This window comes from Bacillus sp. Medicinal_06, assembly GCF_056711665.1.
On record NZ_JBWYHD010000001.1, the window covers coordinates 264738 to 281553 of the forward strand.

The following is a 16816-nucleotide window of genomic DNA, read 5'->3' on the forward strand; positions in this document are numbered from 1 at the left end:
TTGAATTACTTACCGTTTAATCGCAGCAACAATTAGCGATGGAAAACCAAGTTTATCTCCTTGATTTCTAGAATCATACCTTTTTGAACGGAAAATAACACCATCGTTCGCATCCCATTCGTTGTAATAAAATTGCCCATTTTCATCACAATATTCAAGTAAAACCACTTCAAATCCAGCAGTTTCAAACATTTTAGTTAATGTTTTATAATTATGAACTATTTTATGGCTTGCAGCTGGATGGTCTTTAGGTCCAGGTCCGCCTACTTTAACTATATTTTGGTAGGTTTCATCTGGGAAAAATGCATCAGGGACACCACAACGAATATAACCTGATGGTTTTAAAAATTCATAACAAATTTTAGCTGCTTTTACACCTTCTTCAAAAGTAAGATGTTCCCATACATGCTCAGCTAAAATAGCTGAAATAGAATTATATTCAAATCTTTCTTCCCATGTAGTTTCAACTAATAAGTTAAGTTCATCTTCTTGAGTTTGAATCCAACCTGGATTATTGTTAAATGCTCCAGCTCCAACTACTACTTTAATTTCGTTTTGTTTTATTACCATCACTTTCACCTCATAAGAACTTTAATTCATTCTCTTTCATATAAAAAACGGCGTTATGAAATCCTCTATTCAACCTAACACGATTTTTTAGCATTCTGTTTTCCCCTTAAACTTTCGATTTACAAGAACACTTTTACTAAAAAATGAATGTTACTAAAAATCTCGTCTTACATGTATTTCAAAATCTTAGACATATAATAGCTATCAACTAAGTTTCCATCAATAATACAAGAAGCTCTTTTTATTCCCTCAACCTCATAACCTAATTTCTTATATAAAGAAATTGCTGATGTATTATTTATCCTTACCGTCAACTCTAATCGAATTACACCAATCGTTTTTGCCCAATTTTCAAGTTCTTTAAATAATTGGGTTCCAATGCCTTTGCCGCTATTTTCATGTGTGACACCTGCAACAATATAAACACTATGTCTGATTCTTTTAGGTTTACTACCAATTGCCATCAAATATCCTACTAATTTATTTTCAATCTCAGCAACAAAAATTGCTGAATTAGGAGATTGATTTATTTTTTTGATCATATTTTGTTGCTGTTCAATTGTAGTAGCCCTTTCCCCTTCCTCAAATAACATAAATTCCGTTTCTTCATCAATCTTTTTACATAATTCTAAAAAAGGTTCTGCATCTTTTTCCATAATGAATCGAACCATATAATATAAACCCCTCGTGAACTAAATTTTCATGCAAAAATAATTCGATATATACAAATTAACTAGTATTTTAGCTTAATAAACATAAATTTATCCATTTATAATCAAATCAGCCTTTTGTTTCGGAAATTCCGTCCTCAAATAAAAATCTTCTGCTTTCCAATATCTCCGCTCAAACTTGGCGCGATTTCTTTTTGTTTTCTCACTTTCGCGGAGAAATCTTTGTTCCTTTTGGCAATCTAAATACACCATATAATCAAAGTATTTCCGCCACTCTTTTCGCTGAAGAAAGACTCCTTCTATTATAATAGTACAAGGACTCGGTATAATTATCTCTTTCGTTTCACACGTATCCGTTTGATCATTATAGAACGGAAGGCTTAGCTGATTTTCCATCCTTAATTGTTGAAACAAATGTTTTTGTAACCATTCCACATCCCATTGCAATTGATAGTACTCATACCACTCTTCATATTCAGTATCATAACGTTTATTGCGCTCTACAATATGATCATCGATATGAAAAAAATAAAACGGAATACCTTCTTTTTTCATATTGCCTTCTAACTGCTTTACGAGTGTTGTTTTACCTGAACGACTTAAACCATCTATACCTAAAATCCACCGTTCACTTTTATTTTGTGAAACAAGGTTTAATAACTCTTTCAAAATATTATCCTTGCCACTCTTCGTTTAATAATGAATATATTACGGTATCATGAGCAATATTGTTTTGAATCATATTTTTTCGAAGTAATCCTTCCTCTTGAAATCCAGCCCTTTTCAATAACCGATGTGAAGCTTCATTTTCTGTATAAACAACTGCTGCAATTCTTATGAGCTGCATCGTTTCAAATCCATATGTAAGAATTACCTGCATTGCCTCAGATGCATAACCTTTCCCCCAATATGTATCATCTAATTCATAGCCAATTTCAGCTCTCTTATGATTTGGATTGATTAAATGAAATCCACATGTACCGATTAATTGATTTGTTCCTTTTAACTCTATTCCCCAGCGAATGACATTTCCTTCTTCATATCTTTTTCTAAAAGTTTGAATCGTATTTTTCACCTGTTCAATATCTTGAAACGAGTCCATACCAAAATAACGGATAACAGATTCCTTCTCAAAATAATGAAACATTGTTTCAGCGTCTAATAGTGTTAATTCTCGTAATTTTAAACGCTCTGTTTCTAAAATTGGAAACCCCATTCTCTTTTCTCCCTCTACTCTAATGAGCTGCAAATTTCGATGTAATTCCCATCTGGATCAGACACATAAGCGATCGTCTGCCCCCATGGTTTCGTGATTGGCTCCACCAATACTTTTACACCTTGTTCTCTTAATCCCGAAATTGTTTCATTAACATCATCTACAACAAATCCAATTTCAAAATGAGAGGATTCTAGTGCACCATTTGGAATGGACAATCCCGTTAACTCTCGTACATCCTCTCTACTATTCATTGCTAAAATTGTTGCCCCGGTATCAAATTCAATGTATGTACCATGTTCCCCTTTTATTGGCAAGCGTAAAAGCTCCTTATAAAATCGAAGACATTCTTCATACCGGTCTACATATAAAATGACATATTTCATTTTTAAGTTCATTGTAATCCCCCTTTCAAATTCTCTTTTAAAAATTCGACAAAGGATATAGAAAACCTTGTTTACGGTATTCATAATTGCAAACAAAAAAGAAGGCCGATTTCTCGGCCTCAAACATATTGGCATAAAACAGGAGATTGGTTTGGACATAACCAGCTCATACATTGATTATATTTTATTTTTTCTGAATTTTAAATATAACAATTGATGATTTATATTGAGAAACTTTTTGGAATAAATAGTTAAAAACAACTACTTTTACATCAATACCTTTTACTTTTGAATAAATTTCTTCCTATAAAGAAATGCTACAAATGGAGGTGTATACATATGGAACCAATGCTTTGCCCAAACTGTAAAACCAATCGCACTCGCTTTAATATTCTTGAGCAACAAGTCAAACCAGTCAAACTAAATCCACAAACTGGTCAAATTGAAGAAGAATATACAAATGAAACTATGGATGCTTTTCATATGGCATATCAAGGACCTACATATCGCGTGCAATGTGCTGTATGTGGTCTTGTGGAGAATCCTGAACAGTTTATTAAACTTGCGCAAAATCGATCATTTTAACTTTAGGAAACTCGATTCATCCTTTATAGTCCAAAAGGTAACATAAAATACTTCATTACCTTTTGGATTATTTATCAATTACTCACTTTTAACTGCTCTGCTCTACTCATCTCTTCATATCGCTTTCTTACCTTCTCTTGCAATTGACTATATGCAACTTCCACTTGTTTTTCTTGTTTCTCAACTAAATCATTTACCCTTTTCTCTATTTCTTCTGCTAATTCTTGGCTAATTTTTTTATCTTTATATAAAGTTGTAACTGTGTGTTTCATAGCAATCTGAACACTACAACTCTTTTTGAAACCAATAAAAAACGCCACTTGTTTTCCAAGTAACGTTTTTTCATTCTCCATATCTTCTTAAAACTCACTGTAAAATTACTTTCCCCTTTAATACAAATAATCGAACAAGTACAAGTAAATCTACTATGATATGTAGTAGCATGGATGGATAAATGGATCCAATGGTCACATACAATCAGTGAAATGAAACTGTACTTTGTTTTGAAACCGCGTCGTTCACAAAACTTCGTTTTTTAATTCTCGTACCTTCCAAAATAACCTTATTAATACATATACATCTATACACCCGCAAAGTCCTAGAATAAGTTTTATCCAAATAGGACTATTGACCGAAGGCCCTAAGTAATTCAAATACATACCTGGTATCATAATGGCAAAGATAAGTGCAAAAAATCTCATTAAATCCATCAATTTTTCAATCTTCGTTTCTTTTTCAGAATAAATATCGGGTAATTCATGATCATCCGTTACTTCTTTAGAAAAATAGTGCCACTTCGTAAAACTTGTTACATGCTTCCAACCAGACATTTCATATATTTCAATGTATTCTTTTTGATTCATTTGTGAGTTTCGATTATCTAATTTGAAATCTGCTTTATAAACAACATCCTTCGGCTCTGTTTTCTTGAATGTGTACATAAAATTGTAGTTTTGGAATGCCCAGCCTTCTTGATGCATTTTTCTTAAATACGCCTCTTCTTTTTCTAGGTTCCACGCTGCAAAAAATTTAAACGTCTTCTTACCTTCCATGTTACATCCCCTCTTCTAAAATATTTCTTCCATTTTGAATAGAACGTTGTAACCGTTTAAATTCAAGTTCTAACACTTCTCTACCAATTGGGGTTAGCACGTAACATTTTTTTCTATCTGTAGACGCTACTTCTACAATCAGTTTTTCTTTCAATAACTTTGTCGTGTTTCCATATAACGTACCAGGCCCAAGCTTTACTTCCCCATTCGTCATTTCTTCCACCATCTGCATAATCCCATAACCATGCATAGGCTTTACCAATGACAACAAAATATAATACGTTGCCTCTGTCAATGGAATATATTTTTGTGCTTTCACACTCATTATAACTACCTCCAATACATCGGTGTATGATATATCGACTTACGATACATCGTATATCGATATTGTATATCCTATTCCAAATAAATACAACTGAAAACGAAGTGATTTTTAGAAATTTTATATTTATTCTATACAAAAATATTATTATATTAATTTTCAGAAAAATTTGTTAAAATATAACAAATGTAATTTCCTATTTTTTGAAAGGATGATACCTATGATACATACATTAAAAGAAAATATAAGCTCTGTTTTTGTTGGGAAAGAAAATGTGGTTGATTTGCTCCTTGTTTCATTACTTGCAGATGGTCACGTGCTGCTTGAGGATGTACCTGGAACAGGAAAGACATTACTAGCGAAGACAATTGCCAAAAGTATTGGCGGCGGATTTTCTCGGGTTCAATTCACCCCTGATGTGCTTCCAAGTGACGTAACCGGAATTGAATATTTTAATCCGAAAACGAGTGAATTCGAACTAAGATTCGGACCAGTTATGACAAATATATTACTAGCAGATGAAATAAACCGTGCTATGCCTAGAACACAATCTAGTTTATTAGAAGCAATGGAAGAGCGCCAAGTAACACTCGAAAAGCAGTCCACACCTCTTCCTAAACCATTCTTTGTCATTGCGACGCAAAATCCAATTGAATCACAAGGAACTTTCCCTCTTCCAGATGCACAACTCGATCGTTTTTTAATGACCATTTCAATTGGCTATCCTTCTTTAGAAGATGAACTAAAAATGATGCGCCGTTTTCGAAATAACAAACCTTTAGATAACATGCGTTCTGTTATCACTTTAGAAGAAATTTTACAAGTACAACAAAAAGTAAAAGAAATACACGTATCCGAACCGTTAGAGCTCTATATCATTCAGCTCGCTAACGCTACGCGAAATCATGATTATATCGCCAACGGTGTTAGTCCGCGTGCAACACTTACCTTAGTCAGAGCGATACAAGCATTAGCTTTTTTGCGTGATCGTGAATACTGTACGCCTGAAGATATACAATTTTTACTTCCTTTCGTATGGAAACATCGTCTCATTTTATCAATGGAAGGTGCTCTGCGCACGACAAAACAGAAGTTAATTGAAAGTATTTTAAAGGAAGTAGATGTTCCGGTGGAGATTGAGCAATCATGAATGGTCAGCGCGTAGTAACTGTACCTTTATTTTTTCAAACTCATATTATTCAATTAACTATTCCAGTTGCGTTGCTATTTACGTTTGTTCTACCACAACGATTTTTCATGTTTCTATTTTTCTTTTATTATTTGTTTGCATTTTTTATTTATCGATATGTTACTTATATTGAAAAACAGTTCCAAATTATGAATGACAAGCAAACAACTCGCTTATTTCCAGAAGAGACTGGGCAATTACATATCCGTTTAAAAAATGGTGCGAAATTACCCCTTGTCAATGGTACATGTTATTTTCATTTGAACCCATCCTTACTTCCACATACGGATCAAGGAATTACAAAAATATCGAAAACATTGTTTTCTTTTCCATTTTCTCAACCTGCTCATTCGCAGCAAAATTGGGAGTTATCATTAACAACTACAAAACGAGGCGTGTTTCAAATTGAACAATTTGAATGTGTCCTTGGAGATCCTTTTCAAATTCTCTCTGTACATTTGCCAATTTTAGATAAACTAAAAACGGAAATTATCGTTTACCCTACTCCTAAAAAAGTAGCTGGTTTACAGGAAATTCAGCAATTATTAATGGGATCTTATAAAACAAACTTTTCCTTTTTCCAAGATGAAACATCAATTATTGACGTAAAGCGATACGAACGCGAATCTTTTCGTTCCATCCACTGGAAAGCCTCTGCAAAAATGCAAAGTTTACAAGCGAAGCAATATGAATCTGTTAAAAATTACAACTGGACAATTTGTCTTTCGTTAGCTGCCGAACGTGGATTTGGCTGGAAACATAATATTGAAGAGCTCGTATCTTATACAACATACATTTGTCAATATGCAACAAAACATCAAATTCCGTTTGAATTATTTATTAGCGTTTTAGTCGAAGCTGGTCCTATACATTTACCAGTGAATGAGGGACACATGCATTATGCAAAAGCATTAGAAGAATTGGCACGTATTTCAGATGACAGTACATTACTACCACAACCAGGATTTCTTCACTATATAATGCGGAAAAGAGAACGTTCTTCAACGATGATTTATCTAGGTATTCCAAAGGAAGATTTACCTCTCACAATGCAACCTACGTTTCTCATTCATCATGAAGGGATGGTGGAACCAGTTGAAAATGCGACTACAATACGTGCATGATTTTATTCTCCTTCTACTTCTTTCTTTACTTACGGAAAGAGATGAAATAATAAGTGTAATGATCTTTTTATCAACTAGTTACATAGCATTATTTGCCGTAAAGAAATTTATAAAGAAGAAAAATACAGGATTAGTTGCACTCTTAATCCTTCAAATCATTGGTTGTTCTGTTTTTCTATCGTTTTCTGTTTTAGGTACAATGCTTTTACCGCTGTTCTTTTTTATCGTACATGCAACGGATTTCAGTTCCCCAGTCCAAAAATCGATTGGTGCTATTGTATGGTTTGTCGTTTCAGCGTTATTCTATCCTCCATTTCCTTCGTTATGGAAGTTGATGTTACTAATATTACATATTCTAATAACCTTTTGGCTAACTGGTGCGAATCGAAATCAACAACTCGTACGCTTTATTTTTCTTATTACGATTGGAATCATAAGCGCTTTGCTGATCCCAATATTTCCGTACATTCGTCTCGTTCTATCTTTTATCGTTGAAAAAATCGCTTTAGGGTTTGGATTTGCTTTAAACCCACTGTTCTCAGCAGCTGAATTAACAGATACAGATGATTTTTGGAATAATAAGGGGCAGTTAAATAAGCCACAAATTGAAGAAGGGATTCCACAAGAATTCGATCCGATACTCGTAAATAGTATTATGATTCTCATTACTACTTTCATCGCAGTTTATATCATTTGGAAAGTTTATAAAAAGCGCGATTATTTTAAATTACCTACTATCCCTGTTTTTGAATCTACTTTAATTACAGATAAAGAAGGAACACGCACAAAACAAGTACGATACAATAAACCACCAAAAAATGAAATTCGAAAAGAAATTTTCAAACTAGAAAAGAAATTAAAACCACCTTTAAATAGAAATCGTGGTGAAACAATTGACGCATGGATGGAGCGAATTCAGACCGAGGAAGGTGTTTCTATTGAAGTGGATACAATTATAAAAGCTTACAATACTGTACGATATGCTGATCAGGAGAACACTGAACTTTTCCGTGAATTTAAAGAAGAAGTAAATAAACTTTACGCTGATCAAAAAACATTGAAAAAGAAGAAAAAATAAAACACCCCCCTCGAGGGCTCTATGTTAGAGTAATCGAGGGGGTATTGATTATTTTACTAGTTGTGCATCGTAAACTTTAATATCCAATGGAGCTGTCAAAAATTGATTCGCTTTTTTAACAAAAGAAGTAAAATGTTCACTTGTATTATGGCCAGCCACTGCTTCTGCATCTTGCCAAACTTCTACCATTGTATAAACATTTTCTTTTTCAGTATCTTTATATAAATCATATGATACGTTTCCATTTTCTTCTCTGGAAGCACGAATTAGTGGCCGAATTTCTTCTACAAATGCTTGTTGTTTTGCTGAGTCTACTTGAAATACTGCGTGAATAATGATCATGGTATTTCCCCTCTCGTATCTAAAATTACTTCCACTGAGCAATTTTATCGATTGGAAGACGAACTGACTTGTATCCACTATCAGCTGCTTTTCCAATTGAAATTAACATAACTGGTACATAACGATCTTTTTCTAAACCGAAAGCTTCTGCAATTTTATCTTTTTCAAATCCGCCAATTGGACATGTATCATATCCATGTGCACGTGCTGCTAACATAAACTGCATAGATGCAAGACCACCATCAATTAAAACCGTATCTCTCATCACTTCTGGTGAAACCATAGAGAAATAAGCAGAAAGCTTTTGCATTTGATCTTCTTTCACTTCTGCTGGCATAAACCCGCGTTCAACGGCTGTTCCATAAATTTCTTCCGCGTTATCAAAGTTTTGCAAATCACCAAATACCGCAATCATAGCTGATGATGTTTCTACTTGAAGTTGATTGAATTTCGCAAGCGGCGCAAGTGTTGCTTTTCCTTCCTCACTATCAATCACAAGAAAACGCCAAGGCTGCATGTTTACTGAAGATGGTGCAAGCGTTGCTTCTGTTAAAATCTCTGTCATTTCTTCTTTACTAATTTTCACGTTTGTATCGTACTTACGAATCGAACGACGTCCTGTTAAAATTTCTGTAAAATCATTTATTTTTGTTACGTTACTCATAGATGTAATCTCCCTTTTCCATTTTATATTTAGACTTCTTGTATATTTGCTTCAATGCGATTTAACATATTTAAAAGGTTATCGCACTCTTCTTCACTTAAACCTTTTAACGCAGTAGCCGCAAAGCGCTCTTTCTCTTCTTGAAAGGCATGAACTTTATTTCGTCCATCTTTCGTAAGAGAAACTAAAGTAATCCTGTTATCATCTGGATTTTTACGTCTTGTAATCATTCCATTTTCCTCAAGCTGCTTTAAATGTCTTGTAACCGCAGCATTATCAATATTCACTTCTTGTTGAAGTGCTTTTTGACTAATTTCATCAACCTCATATAGCTGAAGTATAAGCTCCAGCCTAGATTGACTCATACCTGTACAACCTTCAAACTTCGAACTTACTTCTTTATTAAGAAAGTGTATTTTATATAAAATAATCGCTTCCTTTGAACATGAATTGGTCAATGTACTCCTCCTTTGCAAAGGTATTACACAATTAATTGACATATCAATTATTGATACATCAATTAATATATCTGATTAAAATTTAAAATGCAACCCTTTTGTTTATTTATTTTTTGCTGACATAAAAAAAATAAAACCTCTTTCCTTTTACAAAGAGGTTTTATTCATTCCGCTCAAATTATAAATTTCTCTCTAACAATATTCCCACCTGCTCCGCAACGACACGAGATGGTTCATTTAATTCATTCGTGAAATACGATTCTACGATTCCTACAATCGCTACTCCTAAAAATTGAATAATGACATCTTTATTTAACCCTTGATTTTTTCCTTCGTTTACATTTACTTCATCTTTTAACTCTTTGATGACAAACTCAAGGAACCGACTACGAAAATAAGGCGCTCCCTTACTTTTTAACAGTGTGGAGAAAAATGAATAATTGTTTTCAAGGTATTCAAACCAGATTACATTTGCATCTATAAAATCTAAATCCGATGACCATGCACAGATTTTTTCTAGCTCGTTAATATGTTCTTCAGTGAACTTATCTAGTAAATCGTATTTATCCAAGTAATGAGAGTAGAAAGTTCTACGACCAATATTTGCCCTATCGGTAATATCTTGTATCGTAATTTGATCGAAATTCTTCTCAGACATTAGTTCAACAAAAGCATTTTTTATTGCTTCTTTCGTTTTAACTATTCGTCTATCTATAGCCAATGTACATCACCAAGCTTTCTAAAAATAACTTAATCAACTATCACAAATCATATTCATTTGATTATTACAAACATTTTTTTGGAGGTAAACTATATAGCTCCCAAAAACAATATAAAGCCGTCTCCCTATATACAAAACTGGGAAACGGCCTCATCTTTCTTACCTATTACAGATTTTCACCAAAGAAGGCTTTTAACTTAACTACAGCTGGTGTTACATATTCTAATTTATCATACATATCAATATGAGTTGCTCCCTCAATCCAGAACAATTCTTTTGGTCCATTCGATAACGCGTAAAATTCTTCACTATAGTTACGTGTATCAGCCTCAGTTCCTACGATCAATAACATCGGTTGAGTTAAATAGTTACTTATATTGCTTGTTGCTGAAAATTCCATAATTTTGTCAACACTACTAAACAAAAATCGATTTGGAGAATTTGGGTGCTGACATCTAGGTGTTCTATAGTAGTCATAAGCTTCGCGCATAAGCACAGGTGTATTTTCATTTATTTCTTCAAGTGTATCAGGTGCCCAAGTCAGTAACATCGCTTCTGTACCCTTCGCTTCTGCAGTACGCTGCTTAGCAACAGCCTCAAGTGTTTGCAATTGTGTTGCAAGGTCACCCTGCCCGCGGTACATCGCACCGATATCAACCGCACTAACAGTCGCTACTGCTTTAATACGACGTTCCGTTTGAGTTGCAGCTACTGCGTAACCACCACCCGCACAAATACCAAGTGCGCCAATCTTTTCTTCATTAACAAACGGAAGAGTCGTCAAATAATCCACTGCACAGCGCACATCTTCTACTCTCGCAGCCGGGTCTTCAAGTAAACGTGGTTCACCACCACTCTCTCCCTGATAAGACGCATCAAATGCTAATGCAACAAAGCCATTGCTAGCAAGATTCTGTGCATATAAACCTGCAGTCTGTTCTTTTACTCCTCCACCAGGATGAACGGTAACAACCGCAGGATATTTTTTATTTTCATCAAATCCTTCTGGCAAATAAAGATTCCCTGCCATACTAATATTATTATTTTTAAATGTGATTGATTTTTTCATGTTATTTCTCCTTTTTAAGTGTTTTTAATGCACATACGAGTAATAAGTAACTCGTGTGTTTAATTATAAACGGAGATAGATTATCATCAATAACCAGATTACTTCTATTCGTGTATTAGTGCACAAATCGTTTTAATCTGTGTCATTATGTTTAAAATTTCATGGGGAAATAAAATAGAGGATCACGTTGAAACAAAAAATCACTTATCAACAGATAAGCGATTTTTTCGTTAAATAAGATGAATGTATGTAGCTCTTTTGGAAAATCTTAAGTATAGCGACAGTGCGCTTGCATTCATACAGCAAATTACACGTTATGAACTACTGCTGGCAGTGGCTGCTGCGGAGGAAGCGGTAATTGCTGCAATCATAGCTGCCTGCTGCGCCTGTATAAGAACCTCTATCATTGTTTGCAAGCCTGTATTGGCAGCTTGGCTTTCTGCACCTTTCTGACTTACGAATAGCTGAATCGCAATCAGAATACTTACATCCGTATGCCAGCGGAATAGCTTATCACCTTGCAATTTCTCAATAAATGCCTGAACAGAACGGACTTCTTTCTCTCCATCTTCAAGCAAAGCTAGTAGTCCAATTGCCGGATAATGCATCTGTTTCACTTTTACTTTTTCTTGCTTTAACGAATTCCATATGTTTATGTATCGCACTCCTAAAATATCTTCACTGACATCCTTATTTAGAGAAAGAATATGACTCAAAAATTGAAGATCATTCCCTTTGCGCATGCCAGCTGCCGCCAGCTTCTGATAAAGATGTTCCACTCGGTCCATAAGCGTTTCTACTTTCTCTTGTTGCCCTGCTAACAAAACAGCGAGCGGATAATCATTTTGTCCTGTAAGAAAGAAATGATCCTCTTTCATGCGTTTATATACTTGCATGGACCGCTGAATACGTGTGTCATACTGCACCGTTTCTTCTTGTAAAAGCGCAGCTGCTGCCAGATAAGTGAATATACTTCGGCTAAATCCACCATCAACTAATCGTTCATATAAGTCTAGAAACTTCCGAAACGCTTCTTTGTAATGTGGAAAGTGAATATCTAATGTTGCCGCAACCACAAAGCGATGATAAGACTTTAAGTATGAAAACATTCCTACCTGATCTTTAATATAACTACTAATCTCTAAAAATCGTCCAAGATGAAACGGTTTATCGCTGCCTGCATACATAGCGGCAATCATCATCCCTGTCCGAGAATCACTCGTTTTCCACTTTAGTTCCCCTTTTAGCTGTGCATATATGTGTGTGTACTGCTCCAGCTTCTGTTGTAATGTAATCATAGTGACCCCCTCGTTTTTCTTCTACTTATCTTCTATTATACTATAATTCCATATTTAGGAATACTGTTTTGATACAGACTTAGTGAAGTCCCAATTCCCATCTTCCTATCTATACTTATTCATTCTTAATAATATGTTCCATATGAACCGGCAAATCACGCACTTTATCTTTTAGGAAATCCGGTTTCAAGTTATATTCACTTACATGCTCTAAAGGTACCCATTGAAATACATACCTTCTGCCGTCTTCTTCAAGAACAAAAGTATCCTCTCCCTTTGCAGGGAGCTTCAGCAACGCTACTTCATAATAAAAACTAATTTCATGGAATTGGTGCGAATCATATGTAAAGAAATTTTCAGCTGTCCATAGCAGCCTTTTCACATCCACATCTACCCCAAGTTCTTCTCTAAGTTCCCTCTTCACCGCCGCTTCACTACTTTCTAGCATCTGCACTCGTCCTCCTGGTACATACCAGAAATCTTCCCCTTCATCTTGAATCATTAACATTTTATTATTCTGTTTACATACTGCACCGACTCGATAGTTAAAACACGTTTTTTCTGATTTGAATGTTAGATCCATTGTTATATATCCCCCTTAAATGATTTGAAATTTAACTACTAAAATATTTTACTTGCAAATTTTGTTTATAAGCAATTATGATACAAAGCAAGCCATTAAGCGCTAAAAAGGTAACCACTCCAATTAATAAGTAGGCTAAATCTGGAGAAAATATATAAATCGCATGCCATGGCGAATCCGTACTATAAATTAATATCGGGATTGTAGCAAGAGATAGCACGAAAAAAATAAGACCGGAAATGTACCATATACTTCTTTTACGAATTTTTTTTGATTTCATCTTTACAAACAGGTAAATAAGCATTATAAAAAGCAAGCATATTACCCCAATTATAACGAGTTGAGCAATAGGAGTATTGGAAGGTATATCAACTAGTTCATCTCCATTTATTATATTTATAATGCCTTGCTTCAAATAGGAAAGCGCCTCTTCTTCCAGAATATGATTTTTATTGGTGAGGATCACACCACCCCAACCCGTTTCCGGTATAAAAAACATTTCTGCATGTGAATCAGTAGTCGAACCAGAATGCCATATCATTTTCTTCTCAGAATCTGGATTTGTAATTCTTATCCCTAATCCGTAGTAACGGGTTTCACCCGTTTGAACATGCGGTGATACATAAAGATTCATCGTGTTTTCAGTTAAAAAATCGGCATTCTCTTGTCCACTAAGGAATTTTATATATTGAACCATATCTTCCGCACTTGCTGTTATGTATCCATATGGTGCACCGCCATTATCATATGTTATCGAACTTTTCCGAGGAATTCCAAACCATGACTGATAGCCAGCTAAATATCCTTTTTTATACGCCGAATCATTGTCAGCTGCCGCACTTCTCATACCTAATGGTAAAAAAACTTCCTTCTTCATGTACTCAGAATACGCTTGCTTTGTAACTTCTTCAATAAGAGCACCAAGAATTAAGAAATTTGCATTACTATATTGATGCTTTTCTCCAGGTCGAGCGGTAAGTACAACGTTTGATAGACTTTCCACATTGTTTTTAATAGCATTAACATCTTTAGATTCTTTATCTGATATTGATAAACCAGAATACGTACTGATCCCACTTGAATGAGTAAGTAAATGCTTAATTGTTATTTTCGATGCTGCTTCTTTATCTTTCAGTGTAAACCATGGGATGTGTTTTTGAACTGGATCTTCTAGGTGAACGGTACCTTCTTCCATTAATTTCATTATAGCTAAACCTGTTAATGATTTACTTATCGAGCCTATTGTAAAAGGAGTTTCAGTAGTTACTTTTTCCTCAGTTTCTCCCGTTACACCCCATGCTTTCGAATAAAACAAATTATTTTCATGAACAATAGCAATCGCGGCGCCTGGAATTCGATGTTCTTTAAAAAAAGTTTCTACATAGTTGTCTATCGTATTCTTAATATCTTTTTCCGCGGAGACTTTCGAGACTGGTAGAAATAAATCAAATACGTTCCATAATAAGCATATAAAAATGATCATGAATTTTAGTATTTTCATATTAAATTTCACCTGCTTATATTTACTTTTCGTATATAAAGCACTACCAGCATGGAAATTAGTGCAGAAATTAAAATGCTAGTAATCATTAACAGAGAATTCCACCAAGAATTATCTGCTATGTGATACAAAATATTATAGTTAAACGAGTTATTAGTATGTAGTGGGTTAAATGATTCTGTTAAAAACATAGAAAGTAAGAGTTGTGACGTGAGGTAGGTAACGATTGAAGTAACGAATCCAATCACAAATAAAATTCCAATTTTATTTTTTGATTTTTGTATCTGTTTTATTTCAGAATGAAGATCTATTTCATTCATTTCTAAAAAATCTTTAATAAATGTTGTTGTATCTCCTAAATCATTGATACTATTTTGGCCGTGTTCACGGCATTCTTGTATATGCTCTAAAAGTTGTTGTTTCAAAATCTTTCTGTTTTTTGAACTTACCTTGTATTGTTTTAATTCTTCAAGAACTTCATTTAAAAATTGTTCTTCTTCCATATTCAATTTCATGTTCATTCGAAATGTTCTCCTTTCAAACCACTTTGCAGTAGGGATTTTATATCCTGTTGTAACTCCAACCACTCGTTGATTTTTTTCTGAAGATGCATTTCCCCTTTTCCATTGATTTCATAATAAACTCTAACCTTACCACTTTCTGTCATTTCACGGTAAGTATGAACCCATTCTTGGTCTTTAAGCTTAGTCAAAATCGGATAAATGCTTCCTACTCCTTTCAGTTTTAAATTGTGTTTTTCTAACTCCTTCATAATTTCATATCCATAACTTTTTTCCTTTGACAAAATAGATAACACACACATCTCTAAATGACCTTTAATTAAACTTGTTCTATCCATAGGATAAATTTAACAAAAATATATACTTCATTCAAGTATATATTTAGCATTTTTTAACTTTTCTTGAAATATCGTTAAAATAAAGTTTGATAAAAATGAAGTCCCTTCCCCCCTACTTCTCCTGAATTTTAAGATGGTCTTACTGCCCGCGAATAGCGGGATAACATTTCAACTTAAGGGCATGAGGTCATCGCCATCAAGCTCATTCTTTCTAATGTCCCCAAAATTCTTGCCCAGTCACTCTTTTTGTATCATTCATACGTTAGTAAAAAAGGGGGTAATCCTTATAGTAGCTTTCCTACAATTAATTAGACCCTCCGCATTTAGAGCTATAAAAGCAGTTAACCAGAATATACTTACAGCACAATTTCAACAAATTACGTATGAAACGAAACAATTTGATTTAAAAGATGAGTATAATATATCCGATTCGACCTTTGTTCCTACAAGAAAGGGAGTATATACTATTACTGCAGGTGCAGCATTTCTTGCTAAGTTTCCTTTTGATGTTCCCCGTACTATAACAATGTTAATACGTGTAAATGATATCGATGTTGTTAAAGAAGATCACTATTTTATACCAAAATTAGCTGGACGATCCCATGCCGTAAGAGTAAGTACGATTTTACAATTAAAGAAAATGGATAAAGTTCAAGCATGGACAATGATTAGTGGAGGAAACATGACTATTTTGAATAACGAAGGAACACATTTTGAAGCAGCTAGATTTTCATCTCCATAAGATTGCATCAATGTATTCACAATTAAAGAAGAGCAACTTTTTTATTCTTCTTTATAAAAAGAAAAAAGAGCTTTTTTTAAAGCTCTTTTTCCTATCTAACTATTGAATTCGAAGTGCTAAAATATCTCCACAATCTAAAACAATTATAGTTCCTGCTTCTGTTGTATTATCTACAAAAGTTGCACAAAAATTTTCCATATTGAAATTAACAAAAGTTACGTCTTCGATTGTATTTCCACTTAGGAAAATATCTACTTCTGTACCTAATGGTAAAGTTGCTAACTGTTCGCATACGCATTTATCATGATTATGATTCATTTATAAACACCTCCTTATAGAGAATTCACTCTATTATATGTTCAGATACAAGAATAGCTTGTTTACTA

General features: G+C 34.1%; 24 protein-coding genes. 5 read left to right on the top strand and 19 right to left on the bottom strand.

Annotated features, from left to right (window positions below; translation table 11 throughout):
* Positions 1–9: 9 nt before the first annotated feature.
* From AC1M36_RS01395 to AC1M36_RS01415, 5 genes are all read right to left on the bottom strand, one after another.
* Positions 10–570: a class I SAM-dependent methyltransferase gene (locus AC1M36_RS01395; RefSeq protein ID WP_336451352.1), complete on the bottom strand. Its 561-nt coding sequence runs from the start codon at positions 568–570 to the stop codon at positions 10–12.
* Between the two features lie 167 nt (positions 571–737).
* Complete coding sequence (locus AC1M36_RS01400; protein ID WP_336451353.1) at positions 738–1241, bottom strand: GNAT family N-acetyltransferase; 504 nt, start codon at positions 1239–1241, stop codon at positions 738–740.
* A gap of 90 nt (positions 1242–1331) precedes the next feature.
* On the bottom strand, positions 1332–1910 hold the full coding sequence (locus AC1M36_RS01405) for a kinase (protein ID WP_336451354.1): 579 nt from the start codon (positions 1908–1910) through the stop codon (positions 1332–1334).
* Between the two features lie 4 nt (positions 1911–1914).
* A complete protein-coding gene (locus AC1M36_RS01410; protein WP_336451355.1) occupies positions 1915–2457 on the bottom strand; it encodes a GNAT family N-acetyltransferase in 543 nt (180 codons plus the stop codon).
* A gap of 14 nt (positions 2458–2471) precedes the next feature.
* Positions 2472–2855, bottom strand: coding sequence for a VOC family protein (locus AC1M36_RS01415; RefSeq protein ID WP_336451356.1), 384 nt, complete (start codon positions 2853–2855; stop codon positions 2472–2474).
* Between the two features lie 327 nt (positions 2856–3182).
* Between AC1M36_RS01415 and AC1M36_RS01420 the strand changes: the two genes are divergently transcribed.
* Positions 3183–3428: a DNA alkylation repair protein gene (locus AC1M36_RS01420; RefSeq protein WP_336451357.1), complete on the top strand. Its 246-nt coding sequence runs from the start codon at positions 3183–3185 to the stop codon at positions 3426–3428.
* A gap of 74 nt (positions 3429–3502) precedes the next feature.
* On the opposite strand, the gene AC1M36_RS01425 is transcribed toward AC1M36_RS01420, so the two are convergent.
* The 3 genes from AC1M36_RS01425 to AC1M36_RS01435 all read right to left on the bottom strand — a co-directional run bounded on the left by AC1M36_RS01425 (position 3503) and on the right by AC1M36_RS01435 (position 4805).
* Positions 3503–3781 carry a hypothetical protein gene (locus AC1M36_RS01425; protein ID WP_479845516.1) on the bottom strand — a complete coding sequence of 93 codons (279 nt, stop codon included), beginning with the start codon at positions 3779–3781 and terminating at the stop codon, positions 3503–3505.
* A 165-nt stretch (positions 3782–3946) separates the two neighbouring features.
* Entirely contained in the window at positions 3947–4480 is a 534-nt protein-coding gene (locus tag AC1M36_RS01430; protein WP_336451359.1) for a DUF2812 domain-containing protein, read from the bottom strand.
* 1 nt (position 4481) lies between these two features.
* Positions 4482–4805 carry a PadR family transcriptional regulator gene (locus tag AC1M36_RS01435; RefSeq protein ID WP_336451360.1) on the bottom strand — a complete coding sequence of 108 codons (324 nt, stop codon included), beginning with the start codon at positions 4803–4805 and terminating at the stop codon, positions 4482–4484.
* Positions 4806–5022: 217 nt separating this feature from the next.
* On the opposite strand from AC1M36_RS01435, the gene AC1M36_RS01440 reads away from it, so the two are divergent.
* The 3 genes from AC1M36_RS01440 to AC1M36_RS01450 are packed head-to-tail and all read left to right on the top strand — an operon-like array spanning position 5023 to position 8193.
* Positions 5023–5952, top strand: coding sequence for an AAA family ATPase (locus AC1M36_RS01440; protein ID WP_336451361.1), 930 nt, complete (start codon positions 5023–5025; stop codon positions 5950–5952).
* Positions 5949–7115, top strand: coding sequence for a DUF58 domain-containing protein (locus AC1M36_RS01445; RefSeq protein ID WP_336451362.1), 1167 nt, complete (start codon positions 5949–5951; stop codon positions 7113–7115). Before AC1M36_RS01440 ends, AC1M36_RS01445 begins: the two co-directional genes overlap by 4 nt.
* Positions 7093–8193: a DUF4018 domain-containing protein gene (locus AC1M36_RS01450; protein WP_479845602.1), complete on the top strand. Its 1101-nt coding sequence runs from the start codon at positions 7093–7095 to the stop codon at positions 8191–8193. The genes AC1M36_RS01445 and AC1M36_RS01450 overlap by 23 nt, the downstream gene beginning before the upstream one ends.
* A gap of 48 nt (positions 8194–8241) precedes the next feature.
* Here AC1M36_RS01450 and AC1M36_RS01455 read toward each other — a convergent pair whose 3' ends face one another.
* The 10 genes from AC1M36_RS01455 to AC1M36_RS01500 all read right to left on the bottom strand — a co-directional run bounded on the left by AC1M36_RS01455 (position 8242) and on the right by AC1M36_RS01500 (position 15688).
* Positions 8242–8535, bottom strand: a complete 294-nt coding sequence (locus AC1M36_RS01455) for a putative quinol monooxygenase (RefSeq protein ID WP_336451364.1) — start codon at positions 8533–8535, stop codon at positions 8242–8244.
* Between the two features lie 25 nt (positions 8536–8560).
* Complete coding sequence (locus AC1M36_RS01460) at positions 8561–9199, bottom strand: nitroreductase family protein (RefSeq protein WP_336451365.1); 639 nt, start codon at positions 9197–9199, stop codon at positions 8561–8563.
* Between the two features lie 29 nt (positions 9200–9228).
* The gene (locus AC1M36_RS01465) at positions 9229–9657 is read right to left on the bottom strand and encodes a MarR family winged helix-turn-helix transcriptional regulator (protein ID WP_336451366.1); all 429 of its coding nucleotides are present in this window, start codon (positions 9655–9657) and stop codon (positions 9229–9231) included.
* 178 nt (positions 9658–9835) lie between these two features.
* On the bottom strand, positions 9836–10378 hold the full coding sequence (locus AC1M36_RS01470; protein WP_336451367.1) for a TetR/AcrR family transcriptional regulator: 543 nt from the start codon (positions 10376–10378) through the stop codon (positions 9836–9838).
* 166 nt (positions 10379–10544) lie between these two features.
* The gene (locus AC1M36_RS01475; protein ID WP_336451368.1) at positions 10545–11447 is read right to left on the bottom strand and encodes an alpha/beta hydrolase; all 903 of its coding nucleotides are present in this window, start codon (positions 11445–11447) and stop codon (positions 10545–10547) included.
* A gap of 314 nt (positions 11448–11761) precedes the next feature.
* A complete protein-coding gene (locus AC1M36_RS01480; RefSeq protein WP_479845517.1) occupies positions 11762–12745 on the bottom strand; it encodes a DUF4003 domain-containing protein in 984 nt (327 codons plus the stop codon).
* A gap of 115 nt (positions 12746–12860) precedes the next feature.
* On the bottom strand, positions 12861–13328 hold the full coding sequence (locus AC1M36_RS01485; protein WP_336451370.1) for an NUDIX hydrolase: 468 nt from the start codon (positions 13326–13328) through the stop codon (positions 12861–12863).
* A gap of 31 nt (positions 13329–13359) precedes the next feature.
* Positions 13360–14829, bottom strand: a complete 1470-nt coding sequence (locus AC1M36_RS01490) for a serine hydrolase domain-containing protein (RefSeq protein WP_336451371.1) — start codon at positions 14827–14829, stop codon at positions 13360–13362.
* 8 nt (positions 14830–14837) lie between these two features.
* Positions 14838–15350 (bottom strand): hypothetical protein, encoded by a 513-nt coding sequence (locus tag AC1M36_RS01495; protein ID WP_336451372.1) that lies wholly within the window; start codon positions 15348–15350, stop codon positions 14838–14840.
* Positions 15347–15688 carry a PadR family transcriptional regulator gene (locus AC1M36_RS01500; RefSeq protein WP_336451373.1) on the bottom strand — a complete coding sequence of 114 codons (342 nt, stop codon included), beginning with the start codon at positions 15686–15688 and terminating at the stop codon, positions 15347–15349. Before AC1M36_RS01500 ends, AC1M36_RS01495 begins: the two co-directional genes overlap by 4 nt.
* Before the next feature lie 181 nt (positions 15689–15869).
* Between AC1M36_RS01500 and AC1M36_RS01505 the strand changes: the two genes are divergently transcribed.
* On the top strand, positions 15870–16430 hold the full coding sequence (locus tag AC1M36_RS01505) for a hypothetical protein (RefSeq protein ID WP_336451374.1): 561 nt from the start codon (positions 15870–15872) through the stop codon (positions 16428–16430).
* A 99-nt stretch (positions 16431–16529) separates the two neighbouring features.
* On the opposite strand, the gene AC1M36_RS01510 is transcribed toward AC1M36_RS01505, so the two are convergent.
* Positions 16530–16748: a penicillin-binding protein gene (locus tag AC1M36_RS01510; protein ID WP_336451375.1), complete on the bottom strand. Its 219-nt coding sequence runs from the start codon at positions 16746–16748 to the stop codon at positions 16530–16532.
* Positions 16749–16816 lie beyond the last annotated feature (68 nt).